We start from the raw sequence: 16,636 nt of genomic DNA, 5'->3' as shown, positions 1-16,636 counted from the left end.
CGAGGGGCGGAGAAGACCCGAGGGAGCCCGAGGGGGGCGCCGAGGGAGCCCGAGGGGGGCAGAGGGCCCGAGGAGGGCGAGAGGACCCGCGAGGGGGCCTACCTCCGAAGTCGCGCCGCCCGCGCCACCGCGACCACCGCCTTCTCCAGGGCGTACTCCGGGTCGTCCCCCCCGCCCTTCACGCCCGCGTCCGCCTCTGCCACCGCACGCAGCGCCAGCGACACCCCGTCCGGCGTCCAGCCCCGCATCTGCTGCCGTACGCGGTCGATCTTCCACGGCGGCATCCCCAGCTCCCGCGCCAGATCCGCCGGCCGCCCGCCCCGCGCCGACGACAGCTTGCCGATCGCGCGGACACCCTGCGCCAGCGCGCTGGTGATCAGGACCGGCGGGACGCCGGTCGACAGCGACCAGCGCAGCGCCTCCAGCGCTTCCGCCGCCCGCCCCTCCACCGCACGGTCCGCGACGTTGAACGACGACGCCTCCGCCCGCCCCGTGTAGTACCGCCCGACGACCGCCTCGTCGATCGTCCCCTCCACGTCCGCCGTCAGCTGCGACACCGCCGACGCCAGCTCCCGCAGGTCGCTGCCGATCGAGTCGACCAGCGCCTGGCACGCCTCGGGCGTGGCCGACCGCCCCAGCGCCCGGAACTCCTGCCGAACGAACGTCAGCCGCTCCGCCGGCTTCGTCGTCTTCGGGCAGGCCACCTCCCGAGCGCCCGCCTTGCGCGCCGCGTCGAGCAGGCCCTTGCCCTTCGCGCCGCCGGCGTGGAGCAGCACGAGCGTGATCTCCTCGACGGGCGCGTCGAAGTACCCCTTGATGTCCTTGATCGTGTCCGCGGACAGGTCCTGCGCGTTCCGCACGACCAGCACCTTGCGCTCGGCGAAGAGCGACGGACTCGTCAGCTCCGCGAGCGTCCCGGGCTGGAGCTGCTCGGAGGTGAGGTCCCGCACGTCCGTGTCGGCGTCGGCGGCCCGCGCGGCCGCCACCACCTCCTGGACGGCGCGGTCGAGGAGCAGGTCCTCCTGGCCCACGGCGAGCGTGACGGGGGCGAGAAGGTCGTCGTTCGAATTCTTCCTGGTGGCCATCCCGTCCAGCATCCCACGGGCCACTGACAGCGATCCCCATGCCCGAGAATGGCGGGGTGAGTGAACGACACGTACTGGTACTGCCCGACCGCGACGCCGCCGAGGAGGTCGCCGAAGAGCTTCCCGCCCGCTTCGGTGTCGCCCAGGAACCTCAGCTCGTACGGGACGCGCTGGCCGGCGAGGACGACGCCGAGGACGCGCAGTGGCTGGTGGTCGTGGAGGACCCGGACAGCCGGCTGGACTCCGCGGCGCTGGACGAACTCGCCGCGGAGTACGAGGGCTGGCTGGAAGCACCGTAGGGACGGGAACGGCCGCCCTACGCGGACGGGTCAGCGCCGTCCGCGGCCGTGTCAGAGGCAGCGGGCGCGGCAGCGGCAGCGGCAGCGGCAGCGGCAGCGGCAGCGGCAGCGGCAGCGGCTCCACGCTCCCGCGACGGCGGTACGGCCGGCAGCTCGCCGAGCCCGATGCCGAACAGGTCCTGGTACGCCGCCCTCACCTCGTCCTCCCCGTCGAGCAGCCGCTCGGTGCGCTCCCCGCCGTACACGGTCGTGACGAGCTTGTGGCCGCTGAGGGTGATCCGGCCCTCCTCGGTGAGCCGGGAGCAGACGAGCGAGCGGGGGAAGTGCGAGTCCGGGGAGGTGCGGTGGTACCAGGCCCCGGCCGTGAAGTCGGCGAGCACGCGCGGTCGCCGCTCCAGCCGGTACTGCGGCTCGCCGTCGCGCAGCACGTCCAGGTCGCCGTCGTCGGTCTCCACGACGCGGAACGTGCCGCCGGGATCGGGCTGGTCGCCCCGTTCCTCCAGCGCCAGCGGGAAGTGGCTGTGGTCGCCGAACCCGACGTCCGCCAGCCACCGCCCCTCCTCCGCCGTCTCCACCAGCACCACCATGTGGTCGTACGGGATGCCCAGTCGGCCGTCCTTGCCGAAGCAGCGTGCCTGAAGGAGCGTGACGGCGAAGCCGAGTTCGCGCAGCAGGACGGCGAAGGTGGAGTTGACCTCGTAGCAGAACCCGCCCCTGCCCGCCCCGACGATCTTGTCGAGCAGCGGCTTCTCCTCCAGGACGATGTCCTCGCCGAGGTGGATCGACAGGTTCTCGAAGGGGACCGTCTTCAGGTGCCGCAGATGCAGGTCGCGCAGAGCGGCCACGTCGGGACGGTCCGGCCGGGCCGCTCCGAGGCGCCGCAGATACGCCTCTACCGGCACCTCCGCCGCGTCCGCCGTGTCTGCCGCGTCCGGGGCCCGCTGGGTATGAGTGGTCATGCCCCGAGTCTGCCGCCGCGCCCCTCGGTTCGCCCATGAGGCGCTGGTCCTAGGTCCGATGTCCGAGGCCCGTGGCCCGAGGCGCCCCCGCACCACTTCAACTACCGTCCGGGTCATGCCCGATCATGAGCCGTCCGTCCCCCTTCCCCGTCCCCGCTCGCAGCGCAAGGAGGACGTCCTCACCCGCCTCCGTCAGGACGAGGACCTCTGGGTCGCGACCGCGTCCGCCCGCGACGAACCGTGCTTGGTGCCGCTCTCCTTCGCCTGGGACGCCCAGGACGGGCTGCTCGACCGCGGGACCCTTCTGCTGTGCACGAAGCGGACAAATCCCACGGCCCGTAACCTCACCCCGAAGGGCGAGGTCAGGCTCAGCCTCGGCCATACCCGGGACGTGGTGCTGATCGACGGCACGGCCGAGCTGGTGGAGGGCGCCGATCTGCCGAAGGCCTCGGCCGACGCCTTCGCGGCCAAGCTGGCCTGGGATCCGCGCGACCGGCCCGCCTGGGTCTATCTCCGGGTCACCCCCCGATCGGTGAAGGCCTGGCGCGAGGAGAACGAGCTGGCCGAGCGGGTGCTGATGCGCGACGGCGCGTGGCTGGTCTGACGGGCCGGCCACCGCCGGACGGGCTCAGGCCGCGGGTACGGGATCCTCGGCGGGCGTGGGCAGTTCGCGCGTGCGGGGGAGCGGCGAGGGCAGCAGCCACAGCACGGCGAAGAGCCCTCCGACGGTGGCGATCCACAGGGTCGGGCGCAGCCCGAGGGCCGTGCCGAGCACACCCGCGGCGAGCGCTCCGACCGGGCGGAAGCCGTGGTTGAGGGTGCGGAACGCGCCCATCACCCGGGCGCGGATGCCGTCGGGGATCACCGCCATCTGGTACGACGCAGCGGCGACGTCGACGATCATGACTGCGGCGCAGGACAGGAACTCGGCCGTGAACATCAGCGCGACGACGAGAGCGACGGGGCCCTGGGCGAGCGGTATGAGCAGCAGCGGCGCGGTGAAGCCGACGAAGCCGAACACGATCGAAGGGCCGATCCCGAAGCGGCGTACGACCGCTCCGCTGCATGCGGCGCCGAGCAGCCCTCCTACCGCTCCCGCGCCGAGCACAGCACCGAGAACGCCCGCGCTGAGGCCCAGTTCGACGGTCGCGTAGAGCACGAAGAGCGTGTGGAACATGTAGTTGAAGAACTGGATCGTCCCGGAGGCCGCGAACAGCGCCCGCATGGACCGTTCCCGGACGAGCCAGCGCAGGCCCTCGGTGAAGTGCCCCTTGCCGACCGGCGCCGGCGGGGGCTCCACGGGTCTGATCCGGGCCAGGTAACCGGCCGAGACGAGATAGGTGAGGGCGTCGGCGACCAGGGCGATGGGCGCCGTCAGTACCTGCACGAGCACACCGCCCACACTGGGGCCCGCCAGCCATGCCATCGAACGGCTGCCGTTGGTCAGTGAGTTGGCCTGCACATAGCGCTCGGACGGGACCAGCGCCACGAACAGCGAGGCGTTGCAGGCCTCGAAGAGCACGGCCAGCGCGCCGACCCCGAAGGCCACGACGTAGAGCTGCCCGAGGGTGAGGGCGTCGAGCAGATAGGCGACGGGAAGGGTCAGCAGCAGCGCCGCCCGTGCGAGGTCGGCCGCGATCATGGCGCGCCGCCGCTTCGTCCGCCGGTCGGCCCAGGCCCCGAGGGGCAGGTTCAGGAGGAGCGCGGGCAGCAGTTCGGCGGTCTTGAGCCAGCTCATCTCCGCGGCGTCGGCTCCGAGCACGAGCACGGCCGCCAGCGGAATCGCGATGAGAGAGATCTGGTCGCCCACGAGCGAGACGGTCTGGCCGGTCCAGTACCGCCGGAAGGTCCGCTCCCGCAGGAGCGCGGGTATGCGTTCCACCACTCTCATCGCTCACTCCTCGTCGTCGTGGAGGAGTTCGGGAATCTCCTCGGGAATCTCGCGGTCCAGATACGCGATCCGCACCACGCTGACCGGCCTGGCCCCTTCCGGCCGCAGCGAGACGTCGGACTCGCGGCCCTCGTACGGCTGTAGCAGTTCGTCGACCCGCCGGCTGAAGGCGGCCAGCTCGTCCGGCGTGAGGTAGAGCAGGGAGTCGCCGAACATCTCGGCCTCCCGCCACTCCTTCGGCAGCCGGTGCCTGTCCTGCATGGCCCGGACGACCCGCTCGAAGTACCGCTCGGCGACCGCGGCGCTCAGCGCGTCCGCCGCCTCCGCGACCGAGGCGTCCTCGCTGTCGCCCGGCCAGTCGGTGTACCGGGCCGTCGCCCGCCAGGGCTTCTCCCTCCCCCGCCCGCCGGGCGCCTCCTCCACCAGCCCGTACTTGGCGAGTATCCGCAGGTGGTACGAGCAGCTGGCCACCGATTCCCCGGTCAGCTCGGCCGCCCGGGTCGCGGTGAAGGGTCCGCTCCGCCGCAACAGACCGACCAGGGTCATCCGCGTCGGGTGGGCATAGGCCCGCAGGGCCCGGGGGTCCGTGAGGCTGATGCTGCGCGGTTGCTCGTCGCCGGGCGGCGTGGCCGCCGTCTCGTTCTCCGACATGATGAAAAGCTATCTTTAGAAAGACTTCTTTACAAGCATTTACTTCACAAGGGCCGCCGCACGCTCGGTACGGCCACCAGTCCGGCTCCGGCCCCCGTCACCGCGATCGCGCCGTCCCGGTCCGTCCGCAGCACCTCCGCGCCCCCGGCCCGCAGCGCCGCGACCGTCCGGGGTGAGGGGTGGCCGTACGGGTTGTCCCGGCCGGCCGACACCAGCGCCAGCCGTGGCCTGACAGCCCGCATCAGCCCGGGATCCTGGTGGGCGGAACCGTGGTGCGCGACCTTGAGCACGTCCACCGGCGCGAGCCCCGGGTACGCGCGCAACAGGCCCTGCTGGGCGGGCGGTTCGAGGTCCCCCAGGAGCAGCAGCCGCAGCCCCCGGTCGGTCCGGACGAGCAGCGTGACGCTGGAGTCGTTCGGCCCCGGCTCCTCCGCCCCCACCGCCCCTGGCAGCACCCGCGGCCACAGCACCTGCCACTCCAGCGGGCCCAGGCGTCTGCGCTCTCCGGGCCCGGCCGGGACGACGGGCACTCCCGCCGCCGCGGCCGTGCGCCGCACGAACGTCGCCTGCCCCCGGGGTTCTTCGAGCCCTGTCGTCTGGATCGCCCCGACCGACCGCCCCCGGAGCACCCCGGGCAGCCCCGCGACATGGTCCGCGTGAAAGTGCGTCAGCACCACCAGGGGGACCGTGCTGACCCCGAGATCATGGAGGCAGCGGTCCACCAGGGCCGGGTCGGGCCCCGCGTCCACGACGACCGCCGCACCACCGCCGGCGGCGAGCACGGTCGCGTCGCCCTGTCCCACCTGGCACATCGCGAAGGCCCAGCCCGGCGGCGGCCAGCCGTTGACCAGCCGGGTCAGCGGCGGCGGTCGCACCACCGCGAGGAACAACAGGACGACACAGCCCGCCGCGATCCTCCGCCGGAAGGGCAGCCTCCACGCCCCGAGCACCACCAGACCGAAGAGACCGGCCAGCAGCAGCGCGCCCCACCATCCGCCGGGCCACTCCGCCTCCGCTCCGGGCAGGGAGGCACCGGCCCGGGCGACACCGGCGATCCACCCCGCGGGCCAGGCCGCGATCCTCGCCACCAGTTCCGCCGCCGGGAGCGAGAACGGCGCCAGCGCGAGCGCCCCGAACCCGAGGATCGTCGCCGGTGCCACGGCCAGTTCGGCGAGCACGTTGCAGGGGATCGCGACCAGGCTCACCCGGGCCGCGAAGACCGCCACCACGGGCGCGCACACCGCCTGGGCGGCCAGAGCCGCCCCCAGCGCCTCGGCGAGCCTCCCCGGCAACCCGCGCCGTCGCAGCGCATCGCTCCAGCGCGGCGCGATCGTGAGCAGCGCCCCGGTGGCCAGGACCGAGAGCAGGAATCCGTAACTCCGCGCGAGCCACGGATCGTAGAGCACCAGGATCAGCACCGCCGCCGCCAGCGCGGGGATGAGCGACCTGCGGCGGCCCGTGCCGATGGCGAGCAGGACGACCGCGCCGCAGGCCGCCGCCCGCAGCACGCTCGGATCCGGTCGGCACACGAGGACGAAGGCGAGCGTCAGCCCGCCCCCGATGAGCGCGGTGGACCGCAACGGGATCCCGAGGCGGGGCGCGAGCCCGCCGCGTTCCGCCCGCATCGCCGTACCCGGCCGCCCGATGAGCAGGAGCAGCACGATGGTGAGGTTGGAACCCGAGACCGCGAGGAGATGGGTGAGATCCGTGGCCTGGAAGGCGTCGCTCAGCTCCGGCTCGATCCGTGAGGTGTCGCCGACGACCAGCCCGGGCAACAGGGCCCGGGCATCCGCGTCGAGGCCCTCGGTCGCGCGGCGCAGTCCCGTCCGCAGCTTCCCGGCCGTGCGCTGCGCGGAGCTGGGAGGTCCCGTGATCCGGGGCGGTCCCGCGCCGTGGACCCGGAGCACCGCCGCGAACCGGTCGTCCGGGTGCATCGGGGGTGCGAGCCGTGCGGTGAGCCGCAGCCGGGTCGAGGGCAGCAACCGCAGCCACTCCCGTTGTGTCTCCCCGGCCGGCACGATCACCAGAACCGGTGTCCTGGTGCGGTGCGCGGCCCCGCCCGCCACCTCGATCCGGGTCACCTCCGCGTCCAGCACGACGGAGACCGGCGCCGCCCTGTCGCCCCGGACCCGGGTTCGGGTGAGCCGGGGATCGGAGGTGACGGTGACCTCCGCCCCCGCCCGGGCGTACTCCTCGGCGAGGCCGGGCACCGGCCCCCGCCTCAGGTCCGCCGCGTGGAACCCGCCCGAAGCGGCACCGGCGGCGGCGCAGAGCAGCACGGCCCCGCCCGCGGCGGCCCGCAGGGCCCACCCAGGCCGCCCCCGGAGGGCCGTCAAGAGGGCCGCCGCCCCCGCCAGACAGACGAGCACCCCCGTGACCACCCACCACCCGGCGGCCCCCACCGCCCACGCTGCCGCTCCCCAGGCCGCCAACGCCGGTGGCACGAGCCGGAGATCGACCGGCCCCTCGTCCGGCAAGCGCCCTCGCTCGGACACCTCGTCCGCATCGGACACCTCAGGCAGCATCCCGGGCGCGTGGGGCGCGCTCATGGCCGGACCAGGGGTGACAGGTCGGCGAACCGACGCTCTCCGATGCCGTTGACCTCGCGCAGCTCGGCCACCGACCGGAACCCACCGTGCTCCGTACGGTGGTCGACGATGTGCTGGGCCAGAACCGGACCTACCCCGGGCAGGGTGTCGAGCTGCTCCACCGTCGCGGCGTTGAGGCTCAGCGGAGCCGCCCGCGCTCCCGGAGCGGGGCCCGTCCCCGTACCCACACCCGTACCGCCACCCGCGACGGCGGCGGCCGGCACTCCGACCGCGACCTGTTCGCCGTCCATGAGGACCCGGGCGCGGTTGAGCCCGGTGAGATCGGTCCCCGGACGGACCCCTCCCGCCGCCCGCAGCGCGTCCGCGACGCGCGACCCGGCCGGCAGCGTCAGCACCCCGGGCCGTCGCACCTTGCCGCTCACGTCGACCACGACACCCGAGGGCGGTGCCCCGCTCGCCGGACCTGGCGTGGTGGCCGCCGAGACCGCGGGGGACGCTCCGCTCTCCGGCAGCGGCGCCGCGTGCACGATCTCCGGCGCCCTGACCGCCTCCGGCCGCCCGGTCCAGAAGTACCGTCCGGCGAAACCGGCCGCCACGACGAGCACCACGGCGAGCGCCGCCAGCGTCCGCGGTTCGAGACCGCACCGGGACTGCGCCCACACCGGTAGCCGCTCGCTCAGCGCGAGCCTCAGCCGCTCCCACCATCCGGCGGCCGCCCGCTCCTGCTGGCGGCCCGGTGGCGCGGCGACCTCGGCCGCGCCCCACTCCGACGAGGGCAGCGGCGAGGCGGGCCGGGGCGCGTCGAGGAACAGCGCCTCGCCCCGGCGCCGTACGGCGGCGCCGCTCACCGCGACCGCGCTTCTCCCCCGCACCCGGTCTCGGCCGCGCACGGCAGGCGAACCACGCCCGCGGACGCGGATGCGCCCGTCCGAACCGGGCGCGCGACCGGGACCACTGGCCGCGGCCGCCGCCCTCCTCACCGAGGGGGCAGCAGCGGGCGGCACCGCCTGACGCACGGTGTGACCACCGGCAGAAGGGCCGAACTGGCGACTACTGGTCTGACGCGCGGAGTCACGCGTCGGCGGACGGGATGCGAGATGTGTACGAAGAGTCATGGACAGGACGGTAGGCACATCCGTCCGAATCCGCTGAGACGCGTCGATTTCCGTGGACAGACGCCCAGTTGTGGAAAAACCCGTCACTCACACGAGGGACATGACCATCAGCGAGGCGAGACGACGACGGCGAGAAGCCCCGGGCCCGTGTGCGCCCCGATCACCGCTCCCACCTCGCTGACCTGCAACTCCTCCACCCCCGGCACCCGTTCCCTCAGCCGGTCGGCCAACACGGCGGCCCGCTCGGGGGCGGAGAGATGGTGCACGGCGATGTCGACGGCCCCGGTGCCCGCCCGCTCCACCGCGATCTCCTCGAGCCGGGCGATCGCCTTCGACGCCGTCCGCACCTTCTCGCGCAGCTCGATCCGCCCTCCGTCGAGCTGGAGCAGCGGCTTCACGGCGAGTGCGGAGCCGAGCAGAGCCTGCGCGGCCCCGATCCGGCCTCCCCGGCGGAGATAGTCCAGCGTGTCGACGTAGAAGAAGGCGGAGGTGCCGGCGGCGCGCTTCTCGGCGGCGGCGACCGCCTCGTCGATCGAGCCGTCGGCGTCCACGACCTCGGCCGCCGCCAGCGCGCAGAAGCCGAGCGCCATCCCCACCATGCGGGTGTCGACCACCCTGACCGGCACGGGAGCGTCCTTGGCGGCGACAACGGCGGCGTCGTACGTGCCCGAGAACTCGCCGGAGAGGTGCAGCGAGACGATGCCCCGCGCCCCGGCCTCGGCCGCCGCGCGGTAGGTCGCCGCGAAAACCTCGGGGCTCGGCCGCGAGGTGGTCACCGGCCGCCGCTTCTGGAGGGCCTGGGCCAGTGAACGGGCCGAGATCTCGGTCCCCTCCTCCAGCGCTCTGTCGCCGATGACGACGGTGAGCGGGACCGCGGTGATGCCGTGCCGCTCCATCATCTGGGGTGGCAGGTAGGCCGTGGAATCGGTGACGATCGCGACATGCCGGGACATGAGCGGGAGGTTACCCGCCGGGGCGGCCCCGCGGCAGCCCGGCCCCGCGTTCCGCGACGCCGGCCGGATGTCAGTTGGTGGTCTCGGGGCGCGCCGTCTTCTCCCACGGGTAGGCGGTCAGGCGCGGATCGCGTGCCGTGATGGCCTGCGGCGGCTGCCCCGGGGCCTCGGTGTCCGGGCGCTGCCCGGCGTTCGCGCCGTCCGCGTCGGCCTCGCCGGGCCATACCTGTCCTCGCTCGGCGCCGGGCGCGGCGGCACTCGCGTCGGGCCAGGAGAAGTCGTCCGCGGCGGGGTCCTGGGCGGTCGCCCCGGACCAGTGGCGCAGCGCGCCCGCCTCCAGGTCGATCTGCGCGCCCAGGGAGGTCAGGTCGTCCTCCGCGAACTGCCGTGCACGGTCCCGGGCCGCCCAGCGCAGCGAGTCGGCCGAGTGCGTGATCCGCTCCGTGCGCTCCCGCAGGTCCGTGAGCTGTGCAGCGACCCTCGCCCGGTCGGGCTCCCGCTCCAGGCGCTTGAGGTCCTCGTCCAGCTCACGGCCGTGGGCGGTGAGCCGCTGGAACAGGTCGAGGGACTCCTTCAGAGAGGCGTCCTCGGCGACACCGGCCTGCAGGGCGTCCTGCGTGGCGCGCATCGAGGTGCGCAGGGAGAGCCGCAGCTGGGCCAGTTCCCCGCCGACCCCGGCCTGCCCGAAACTCTTGGCACGCAGGGTGGTGTCCTCGACGGTGCGCCTGGCCTGGTGGATCGTGCGGTCGACGCCGCGCTTGGCGGCCTTGACCACCTTCACGGTCGCGTAGACCCCCAGCGCCACGAAGGCGAAGAAGAGCAGCGCCATGATCACAATCGCGGCTTCCATGAGCGCCCCTCCGGCGTGGGTCGAGTTCCCTCGGCTGTCGTTCTTCCACGGTAAACGGAACGGGCAGGCCGGAGGTTCCCTTGGAACCCCCAACCTGCCCGTAGGGGAAAGCCCCCATACCGCGCTGCCGGGGTTATCCGGCGACGATGTTGACCAGCTTCGGCGCGCGCACGATCACCTTACGGATCTCCGCGCCGCCCAGCGCCGCGACCACGTTCGCGTCACCCAGCGCCAGCGTCTCCAGCTCCGCGTCCGTGATCGCCGGGGAGACCTCCAGACGCGCCTTGACCTTGCCCTTGATCTGCACGACACAGGTCACGGTCTCGTCCACGACGTACGCCGGGTCGGCGACCGGGAAGTCCTGGTGGACGACCGAGTCGGTGTGGCCCAGCTTGCGCCACAGCTCCTCCGCGATGTGCGGCGCCAGCGGGGCGACCAGCAGGACCAGGCGCTCGGCGACCGAGCGGGAGACCGGGCCGCCCACCTTGGTCAGGTGGTTGTTCAGCTCGGTGACCTTGGCGATGGCGGTGTTGAAGCGCATGGCCGCCATGTCCTGCGAGACGCCGTCGATCGCCTTGTGCAGGGCGCGCAGCGTGTCCTCGTCCGGCTCGGCGTCGACGACCGTCACCTCGCCGGTCGCCTCGTCGACGATGTTGCGCCACAGGCGCTGCAGCAGCCGGTACTGGCCGACCACCGCGCGCGTGTCCCACGGACGGGAGACGTCCAGCGGGCCCATCGCCATCTCGTACAGACGCAGGGTGTCCGCGCCGAACTCGGCACAGATCTCGTCCGGCGTGACGGCGTTCTTCAGGGACTTGCCCATCTTGCCCAGAACGCGGGTGACCTTCTCGCCCTCGTACCAGAAGCCGCCGTCACGCTCCTCCACCTCGGCCGCCGGCACGGCGATGCCGCGCGCGTCCCGGTAGACGAAGGCCTGGATCATGCCCTGGTTGTACAGCTTGTGGAACGGTTCGGCCGAGGAGACGTGACCCAGGTCGAACAGCACCTTGGACCAGAACCGCGCGTACAGCAGGTGCAGTACGGCGTGCTCGGCACCGCCGACGTACAGGTCGACGCCGCCGGTGGGCATGGACTCGCGGGGGCCCATCCAGTACTGCTCGATCGCCGGGTCGACCAGCTTCTCGGAGTTGTGCGGGTCCAGGTAGCGCAGCTCGTACCAGCAGGAACCGGCCCAGTTGGGCATCGTGTTGGTCTCGCGGCGGTACTTCTTCGGTCCGTCGCCCAGGTCCAGCGTGACGTTGACCCAGTCCTCGTTGCGGGACAGGGGCGTCTCGGGCTGGGTGTCGGCGTCGTCCGGCTCGAAGGTGCGGGGCGAGTAGTCGTCGACCTCGGGCAGCTCCAGCGGCAGCATCGACTCGGGCAGCGGGTGCGCGATGCCGTCCTCGTCGTAGACGATCGGGAAGGGCTCGCCCCAATAGCGCTGGCGGCTGAACAGCCAGTCACGCAGACGGAAGTTGACGGTGCCCTCGCCGATGCCGCGGTCGGCCAGCCAGGTGGTGATCTTCGCCTTGGCCTCGACGACGCCCAGGCCGTCCAGGGAGATCTCACCGTTCGCGGAGTTGACCAGCTTCGCCTCGTACGAGGCGAAGGCGTCGTCCCACGTGGACGGATCGGTGCCGCGGTCGTCGCTCGGCTCGACGACGCAGCGCATCGGCAGCTCGAAGGCGCGCGCGAAGGCGAAGTCGCGGGTGTCGTGCGCCGGGACGGCCATGATGGCGCCGGTGCCGTAGCCCATCAGGACGTAGTCGGCGATGAAGACGGGGACCTGCTCGCCGCTGACCGGGTTGGTCGCGTACGCGCCGGTGAAGACGCCGGTCTTGTCCTTGGCGTCGGCCTGGCGCTCGACGTCGGACTTGGAGGCGGCCTGCTTGCGGTAGGCGGCGACGGCGTCGGCCGGGTTGGCGTGACCACCCGTCCACACGTCGTGCGTACCGGCCGGCCACGCGTCCGGGACGATCTTCTCGACCAGGTCGTGCTCCGGGGCCAGGACCATGTAGGTGGCGCCGAACAGGGTGTCCTGGCGGGTGGTGAAGACGGTGATCGCGCCGGCCTCGCCGACCTGGAAGTCGACGCGGGCGCCCTCGGAGCGGCCGATCCAGTTGCGCTGCTGCAGCTTGATGGCCTCGGGCCAGTCCAGCGCGTCCAGGTCGTCCAGCAGGCGGTCCGCATAGGCGGTGATGCGCATGTTCCACTGGCGCAGCCTGGACTTGAAAACGGGGAAGTTTCCGCGCTCGGAACGGCCGTCGGCGGTGACCTCCTCGTTGGCCAGGACGGTGCCCAGGCCGGGACACCAGTTGACCGGCGCGTCGGAGGCGTAGGCCAGGCGGTACTCGCCCAGGACGTCGGCGCGCTCGGCGGCGTTCAGCTCGCTCCACGCGCGCGTGGAGGAACCGGGGACGTCACGGGTGCCGTTCTCGAACTGCTCGACCAGCTCGGCGATCGGGCGGGCCTTCTTCGCCTCGTCGTCGTACCAGGAGTTGAAGATCTGCAGGAAGATCCACTGGGTCCACTTGTAGTACTCCGGGTCGATCGTCGCGAACGACCGGCGCTTGTCGTGGCCCAGGCCCAGCCGGCGCAGCTGGACCTTCATGTTCTCCATGTTGGCCTCGGTGGACACGCGAGGGTGCGTGCCCGTCTGCACGGCGTACTGCTCGGCCGGCAGGCCGAAGGCGTCGAAGCCCAGGGTGTGCAGCACGTTGTGGCCGGTCATGCGCTGGTGGCGCGCGAAGACATCGGTGGCGATGTAGCCCAGCGGGTGACCGACGTGCAGGCCCGCGCCCGAGGGGTAGGGGAACATGTCCATGATGAACTTCTTGGGGCGGGAGGCGATCTCCGGATCGCCCGCCAGGTCACCCGTCGGGTTCGGCGCCTCGTAGGTTCCCTCGGCGTCCCAGAAGTCCTGCCAGCGTGCCTCGATGTCGGCGGCCATGGCCGCCGTATAACGATGCGGGGCCGCCGTCTCGGCAGCCGAATTCATCTCGCTCATGATCCCTGAAGCTCCATCGATCGTCTCTGCCCACTGCCCGCGAACTGCACTGTCACGAAATGAAAAATCCCCTCGCACAGGAGGGGACGCCGCGCCGATACCGACAGGATCTTTCATCCGTCGGGACTGATCAGCGCGGCTCGCTAAGCAGAAGGCGTACGGCACGCATGGCGTCAGGGTACCGCAGGGCCCGTGCGTGCCGCACCGGCGTTCCACCGTGCGGTCGGGGCGCCCGAGCCGCCCGGGTTACTCCGCGTATCGCCCTTATCCGGGGCAACCCAAAAGTCAGTTCGGCGTCCTGCGCCCTGTAAACGAGCAAACCACCTACCGCCTGGTATGGAGCGACCTAGCATGCGGCAACGGGACCTCTTAATCCGCACCATTCGGAGTCGCCCCCATGAACCCTCATCGCAAGATCCGCTCCACCCCCGCCCAGCGCACCGGTTTGAGCAGACCGGTCCAGGGCGGGATATCGGTCGCGGCGCTGGTGATCATTCCTCTGCTCGCCCTCGGCGGCAGTGACGGTTTCCGGGCCGCGCTCGACTTCACCAGCGGCGTGCTGTCGCTGGTGTCCCTGACCGCGTCGGTCGCGTGGGGTCTGATCGCGACCGACCGGCTGCTGCTCTCCACCCGGCACCGGCTGCTCGCCCAGGGCATCCACCGCGCCACCGCGATCGCCTCGCTGGGCTTCCTGCTGCTGCACGGAACCGTCAAGGTCTCGCTCGGCCATGTGGAGCTCATCGGCGCCCTCGTCCCCTTCGGCCTGGGCGTCACGGGCACGTCGGCGCTCATCGGCTTCGGCTCGCTCGCCGGGCTCCTCATGGTCGTCGCGGCCTCCACCGGCGCCCTGCGCAGCACGCTGGCGGGCCGGAGCCGCTTCGCCGCACGCTGGCGGCCGCTGCACATGCTGGCCTATCCGGCCTGGTGCTTCGCCCTCGTGCACGGTCTGTACACGGGACGGCCGGCCGCGACCTGGGTCGTCGTCATGTACTGCCTGGCGCTGACCGCGGTCGCCTCCGCTGTCGCGCTCAGGATGCTGCCCGCCCCGACGCAGCGGGCGCTCGCCGACCGGTTCGCCGGGCTCCTCGCCTCCCTGGAGGGGCGCACACCGCCCCCGGAGCCCCGCAGCACCGAGCTGCCCGGCCTGGCCACCGGCCCGACCGACCCGGCTGTCACGGTCGGCGAGGAGCCCCGCTACGAACCCCCCACCGTGTCCACCGAGTGGCTCGACCGTCCCTCGCCGGGCGTCCCCGGCGGCTTCTCGGCCGCCTACCGCGCGGTGTCCCGCGCCGCCCCGGCGCCCGAGCCCACTCCGTACGCCCCCGAGGGCACTGCCCCGCTCGCCGAACGCATCCCCCTGACCGAGGAGCTCCCCGTCGTCCCCGACACACCCGTCCGTCCCGGCTACTGGCCCGCTCCCTCGCCGACGATGCCGACGTACACGTCCCCACCCGCGGTGCCGACGTACACGACCCCACCGCCGGTGCCGACGTACGCGGCCCCGCCGTCCACGCCGATGTACTCGGCCCCGCCCTCCGTCCCGACGTACGACACCCCGCCCCCGGTGCCGACGTACACGACCCCGCCCCCGACGCCTACCTACGCCACCCCGCCTCCCGCGGGTGAGCCCTGGACCGCACCCGCAGGAGACCGCCCGTGAACGCCCCGCTCCCCGACGTCCCCGAGGTCCGCGTCGTCGGTCTGCCCCAGCTCACCCAGGGCTTCGACCTGGTCGAGCGGCTCGGGCTCGACATGCACCTGAAGGTGCACGGGCCCCTGGACCCCATGAGCGGCGACCAACTCGCCCAGCTCGCGGACGAGATATCCCTCCACGGGCGCGGGGGCGCCGGATTTCCCTTCGGCCGCAAGCTCAGGGCGGTCGGCAAGGCGGCGATCCGCCGCGGGATACGCCCCGTGGTCGTGGTCAACGGCAGCGAGGGCGAGCCCGCCTGCCGCAAGGACACGGTCCTGCTCAACCGTGCCCCGCACCTGATCCTGGACGGCGCGCTGCTGGCCGCCGAGGCGCTCGGCGCCCGGACGCTGATCGTGGCCGTGACGCGTAACTCCACGGAGATCTCCATCCGGTCGGCGCTCGCCGAACGGGGCCTCTCCGACCGGCGTGGGCAGGCGCTACGCGCGCGTGTCGTCCGTACCCCGGAGCGGATGGTCTCCGGGGAGGCATCGGCGGTGATCCGCGCCGCCGGCGGCGGACCCGCCCTGCCGGCCGGCCGCCGCGAGCGCGCGGCCGAGTCGGGCGTGGGCGGCGCTCCGACGCTGCTGTCCAACGCCGAGACGTACGCCCAGCTGGCCGTGGCCGCCAGGGTCGGCCCGCGCCGCTACGGACACTCCGGTCTGGAGTCGGAGCCCGGCACGGTCCTGCTGACCCTCTCCGGGGCGGTCGCGCGGCCCATGGTCGTCGAGGTGCCGACGGGTGTCCCGCTGCGGTACGTGCTCCAGCTGGCGGGTGCCCCGCTGCTGCCCCAGGGCGTCCTCACGGGCGGCTACCACGGCAACTGGATCGACTCGGTCTCGGTCGACAACGCCGTCGTCTCCCGTGCCTCACTGGCGGCCGTCGGCGGCGCGCTCGGGGCCGGGGCGATCCTGCCGATCGGCCCGGAGACCTGCCCGCTCGGCGAGTCGCTGCGGGTCGCGAACTGGCTGGCGGCGGAGACGGCGGGCCAGTGCGGCCCCTGCCGGCTCGGCCTTCCCGCGGCGGCGGGCGGCCTGTCGGACGTCCTGAACGGGGGCGGCCCGGCCGCCCTGGAGGCGCTGCGGGAGGTCACCCAGGCGGTGAAGGGCCGCGGGGCCTGCAAGCACCCGGACGGTTCGGCCCGCTTCTTCGCCTCGACCATCTCGGCCTTCACGGACGATCTGGCCGCCCATGTCCTCGACGGCGGCTGCGGCCGCCCGACCGTCGGCGTGCTCCCCCTCCCCTCCCCTGGCTACCAGGACGCGGAGGAGTCGATTCCGAGCGGCGAGAAGCTGGCGGTGGACTGGACGCTGTGCCAGGGACACGGGCTCTGCGCGGACATCGTGCCGGAGCTGATCAGGCTGGGCCCGGACGGCTATCCGGCGCTCGCCGACGCCTCGGTGCCGATGCATCTGCGCGGCCGGGCGCAGCGGGCCGTACGCCGCTGTCCCGCGCTTGCGCTCCGGATCGAGCAGGGGCCCCAGGAGCGGCCGGCCCTGCCGCCGGGCGGTGGCCGCAAGGCACTGGGCAGCGGAAGGGGCTGACACCCCGGAACGCCCGGAACACGCGGAAGACCCGGTGCTTCCG

13 protein-coding genes are annotated in these 16,636 nt (G+C 73.0%); 4 read left to right on the top strand and 9 right to left on the bottom strand.

Features of this window, described 5'->3' with window-relative positions; translation table 11 throughout:
• Positions 1 to 98: 98 nt before the first annotated feature.
• Entirely contained in the window at positions 99 to 1,085 is a 987-nt protein-coding gene (holA, locus tag ACZ3OF_RS05690) for a DNA polymerase III subunit delta (RefSeq protein WP_361594074.1), read from the bottom strand.
• A 38-nt stretch (positions 1,086 to 1,123) separates the two neighbouring features.
• Between holA and ACZ3OF_RS05685 the strand changes: the two genes are divergently transcribed.
• Positions 1,124 to 1,384: a hypothetical protein gene (locus ACZ3OF_RS05685; protein WP_467303035.1), complete on the top strand. Its 261-nt coding sequence runs from the start codon at positions 1,124 to 1,126 to the stop codon at positions 1,382 to 1,384.
• 17 nt (positions 1,385 to 1,401) lie between these two features.
• Here ACZ3OF_RS05685 and ACZ3OF_RS05680 read toward each other — a convergent pair whose 3' ends face one another.
• Positions 1,402 to 2,343: an arylamine N-acetyltransferase family protein gene (locus ACZ3OF_RS05680; protein ID WP_467303033.1), complete on the bottom strand. Its 942-nt coding sequence runs from the start codon at positions 2,341 to 2,343 to the stop codon at positions 1,402 to 1,404.
• 115 nt (positions 2,344 to 2,458) lie between these two features.
• On the opposite strand from ACZ3OF_RS05680, the gene ACZ3OF_RS05675 reads away from it, so the two are divergent.
• Entirely contained in the window at positions 2,459 to 2,947 is a 489-nt protein-coding gene (locus tag ACZ3OF_RS05675) for a pyridoxamine 5'-phosphate oxidase family protein (protein ID WP_467303032.1), read from the top strand.
• Between the two features lie 24 nt (positions 2,948 to 2,971).
• On the opposite strand, the gene ACZ3OF_RS05670 is transcribed toward ACZ3OF_RS05675, so the two are convergent.
• From ACZ3OF_RS05670 to leuS, 7 genes are all read right to left on the bottom strand, one after another.
• Positions 2,972 to 4,234, bottom strand: a complete 1,263-nt coding sequence (locus ACZ3OF_RS05670) for an MFS transporter (protein ID WP_361681977.1) — start codon at positions 4,232 to 4,234, stop codon at positions 2,972 to 2,974.
• Positions 4,235 to 4,237: 3 nt separating this feature from the next.
• Entirely contained in the window at positions 4,238 to 4,885 is a 648-nt protein-coding gene (locus tag ACZ3OF_RS05665) for a winged helix-turn-helix domain-containing protein (protein ID WP_361681974.1), read from the bottom strand.
• Positions 4,886 to 4,929: 44 nt separating this feature from the next.
• Positions 4,930 to 7,410, bottom strand: coding sequence for a ComEC/Rec2 family competence protein (locus tag ACZ3OF_RS05660; protein ID WP_467303789.1), 2,481 nt, complete (start codon positions 7,408 to 7,410; stop codon positions 4,930 to 4,932).
• Positions 7,411 to 7,430: 20 nt separating this feature from the next.
• Positions 7,431 to 8,282 (bottom strand): ComEA family DNA-binding protein, encoded by an 852-nt coding sequence (locus ACZ3OF_RS05655; protein ID WP_361681972.1) that lies wholly within the window; start codon positions 8,280 to 8,282, stop codon positions 7,431 to 7,433.
• Between the two features lie 374 nt (positions 8,283 to 8,656).
• Entirely contained in the window at positions 8,657 to 9,502 is an 846-nt protein-coding gene (locus ACZ3OF_RS05650) for a DegV family protein (protein ID WP_361681969.1), read from the bottom strand.
• Between the two features lie 70 nt (positions 9,503 to 9,572).
• Entirely contained in the window at positions 9,573 to 10,352 is a 780-nt protein-coding gene (locus ACZ3OF_RS05645) for a hypothetical protein (protein WP_467303029.1), read from the bottom strand.
• Positions 10,353 to 10,485: 133 nt separating this feature from the next.
• On the bottom strand, positions 10,486 to 13,359 hold the full coding sequence (leuS, locus tag ACZ3OF_RS05640) for a leucine--tRNA ligase (protein WP_467303027.1): 2,874 nt from the start codon (positions 13,357 to 13,359) through the stop codon (positions 10,486 to 10,488).
• 397 nt (positions 13,360 to 13,756) lie between these two features.
• On the opposite strand from leuS, the gene ACZ3OF_RS05635 reads away from it, so the two are divergent.
• Both ACZ3OF_RS05635 and ACZ3OF_RS05630 read left to right on the top strand, forming a co-directional pair.
• Positions 13,757 to 15,019: a ferric reductase-like transmembrane domain-containing protein gene (locus ACZ3OF_RS05635; RefSeq protein WP_361681960.1), complete on the top strand. Its 1,263-nt coding sequence runs from the start codon at positions 13,757 to 13,759 to the stop codon at positions 15,017 to 15,019.
• A complete protein-coding gene (locus tag ACZ3OF_RS05630) occupies positions 15,016 to 16,593 on the top strand; it encodes an NADH-ubiquinone oxidoreductase-F iron-sulfur binding region domain-containing protein (RefSeq protein WP_467303024.1) in 1,578 nt (525 codons plus the stop codon). The genes ACZ3OF_RS05635 and ACZ3OF_RS05630 overlap by 4 nt, the downstream gene beginning before the upstream one ends.
• Positions 16,594 to 16,636: the final 43 nt, after the last annotated feature.

The sequence above is a fragment of the Streptomyces sp. NPDC022552 genome (genome assembly GCF_055561875.1).
The sequence above is the reverse complement of the archived record's forward strand: the minus strand, read 5'-3'. Positions and strand labels throughout refer to the sequence as shown.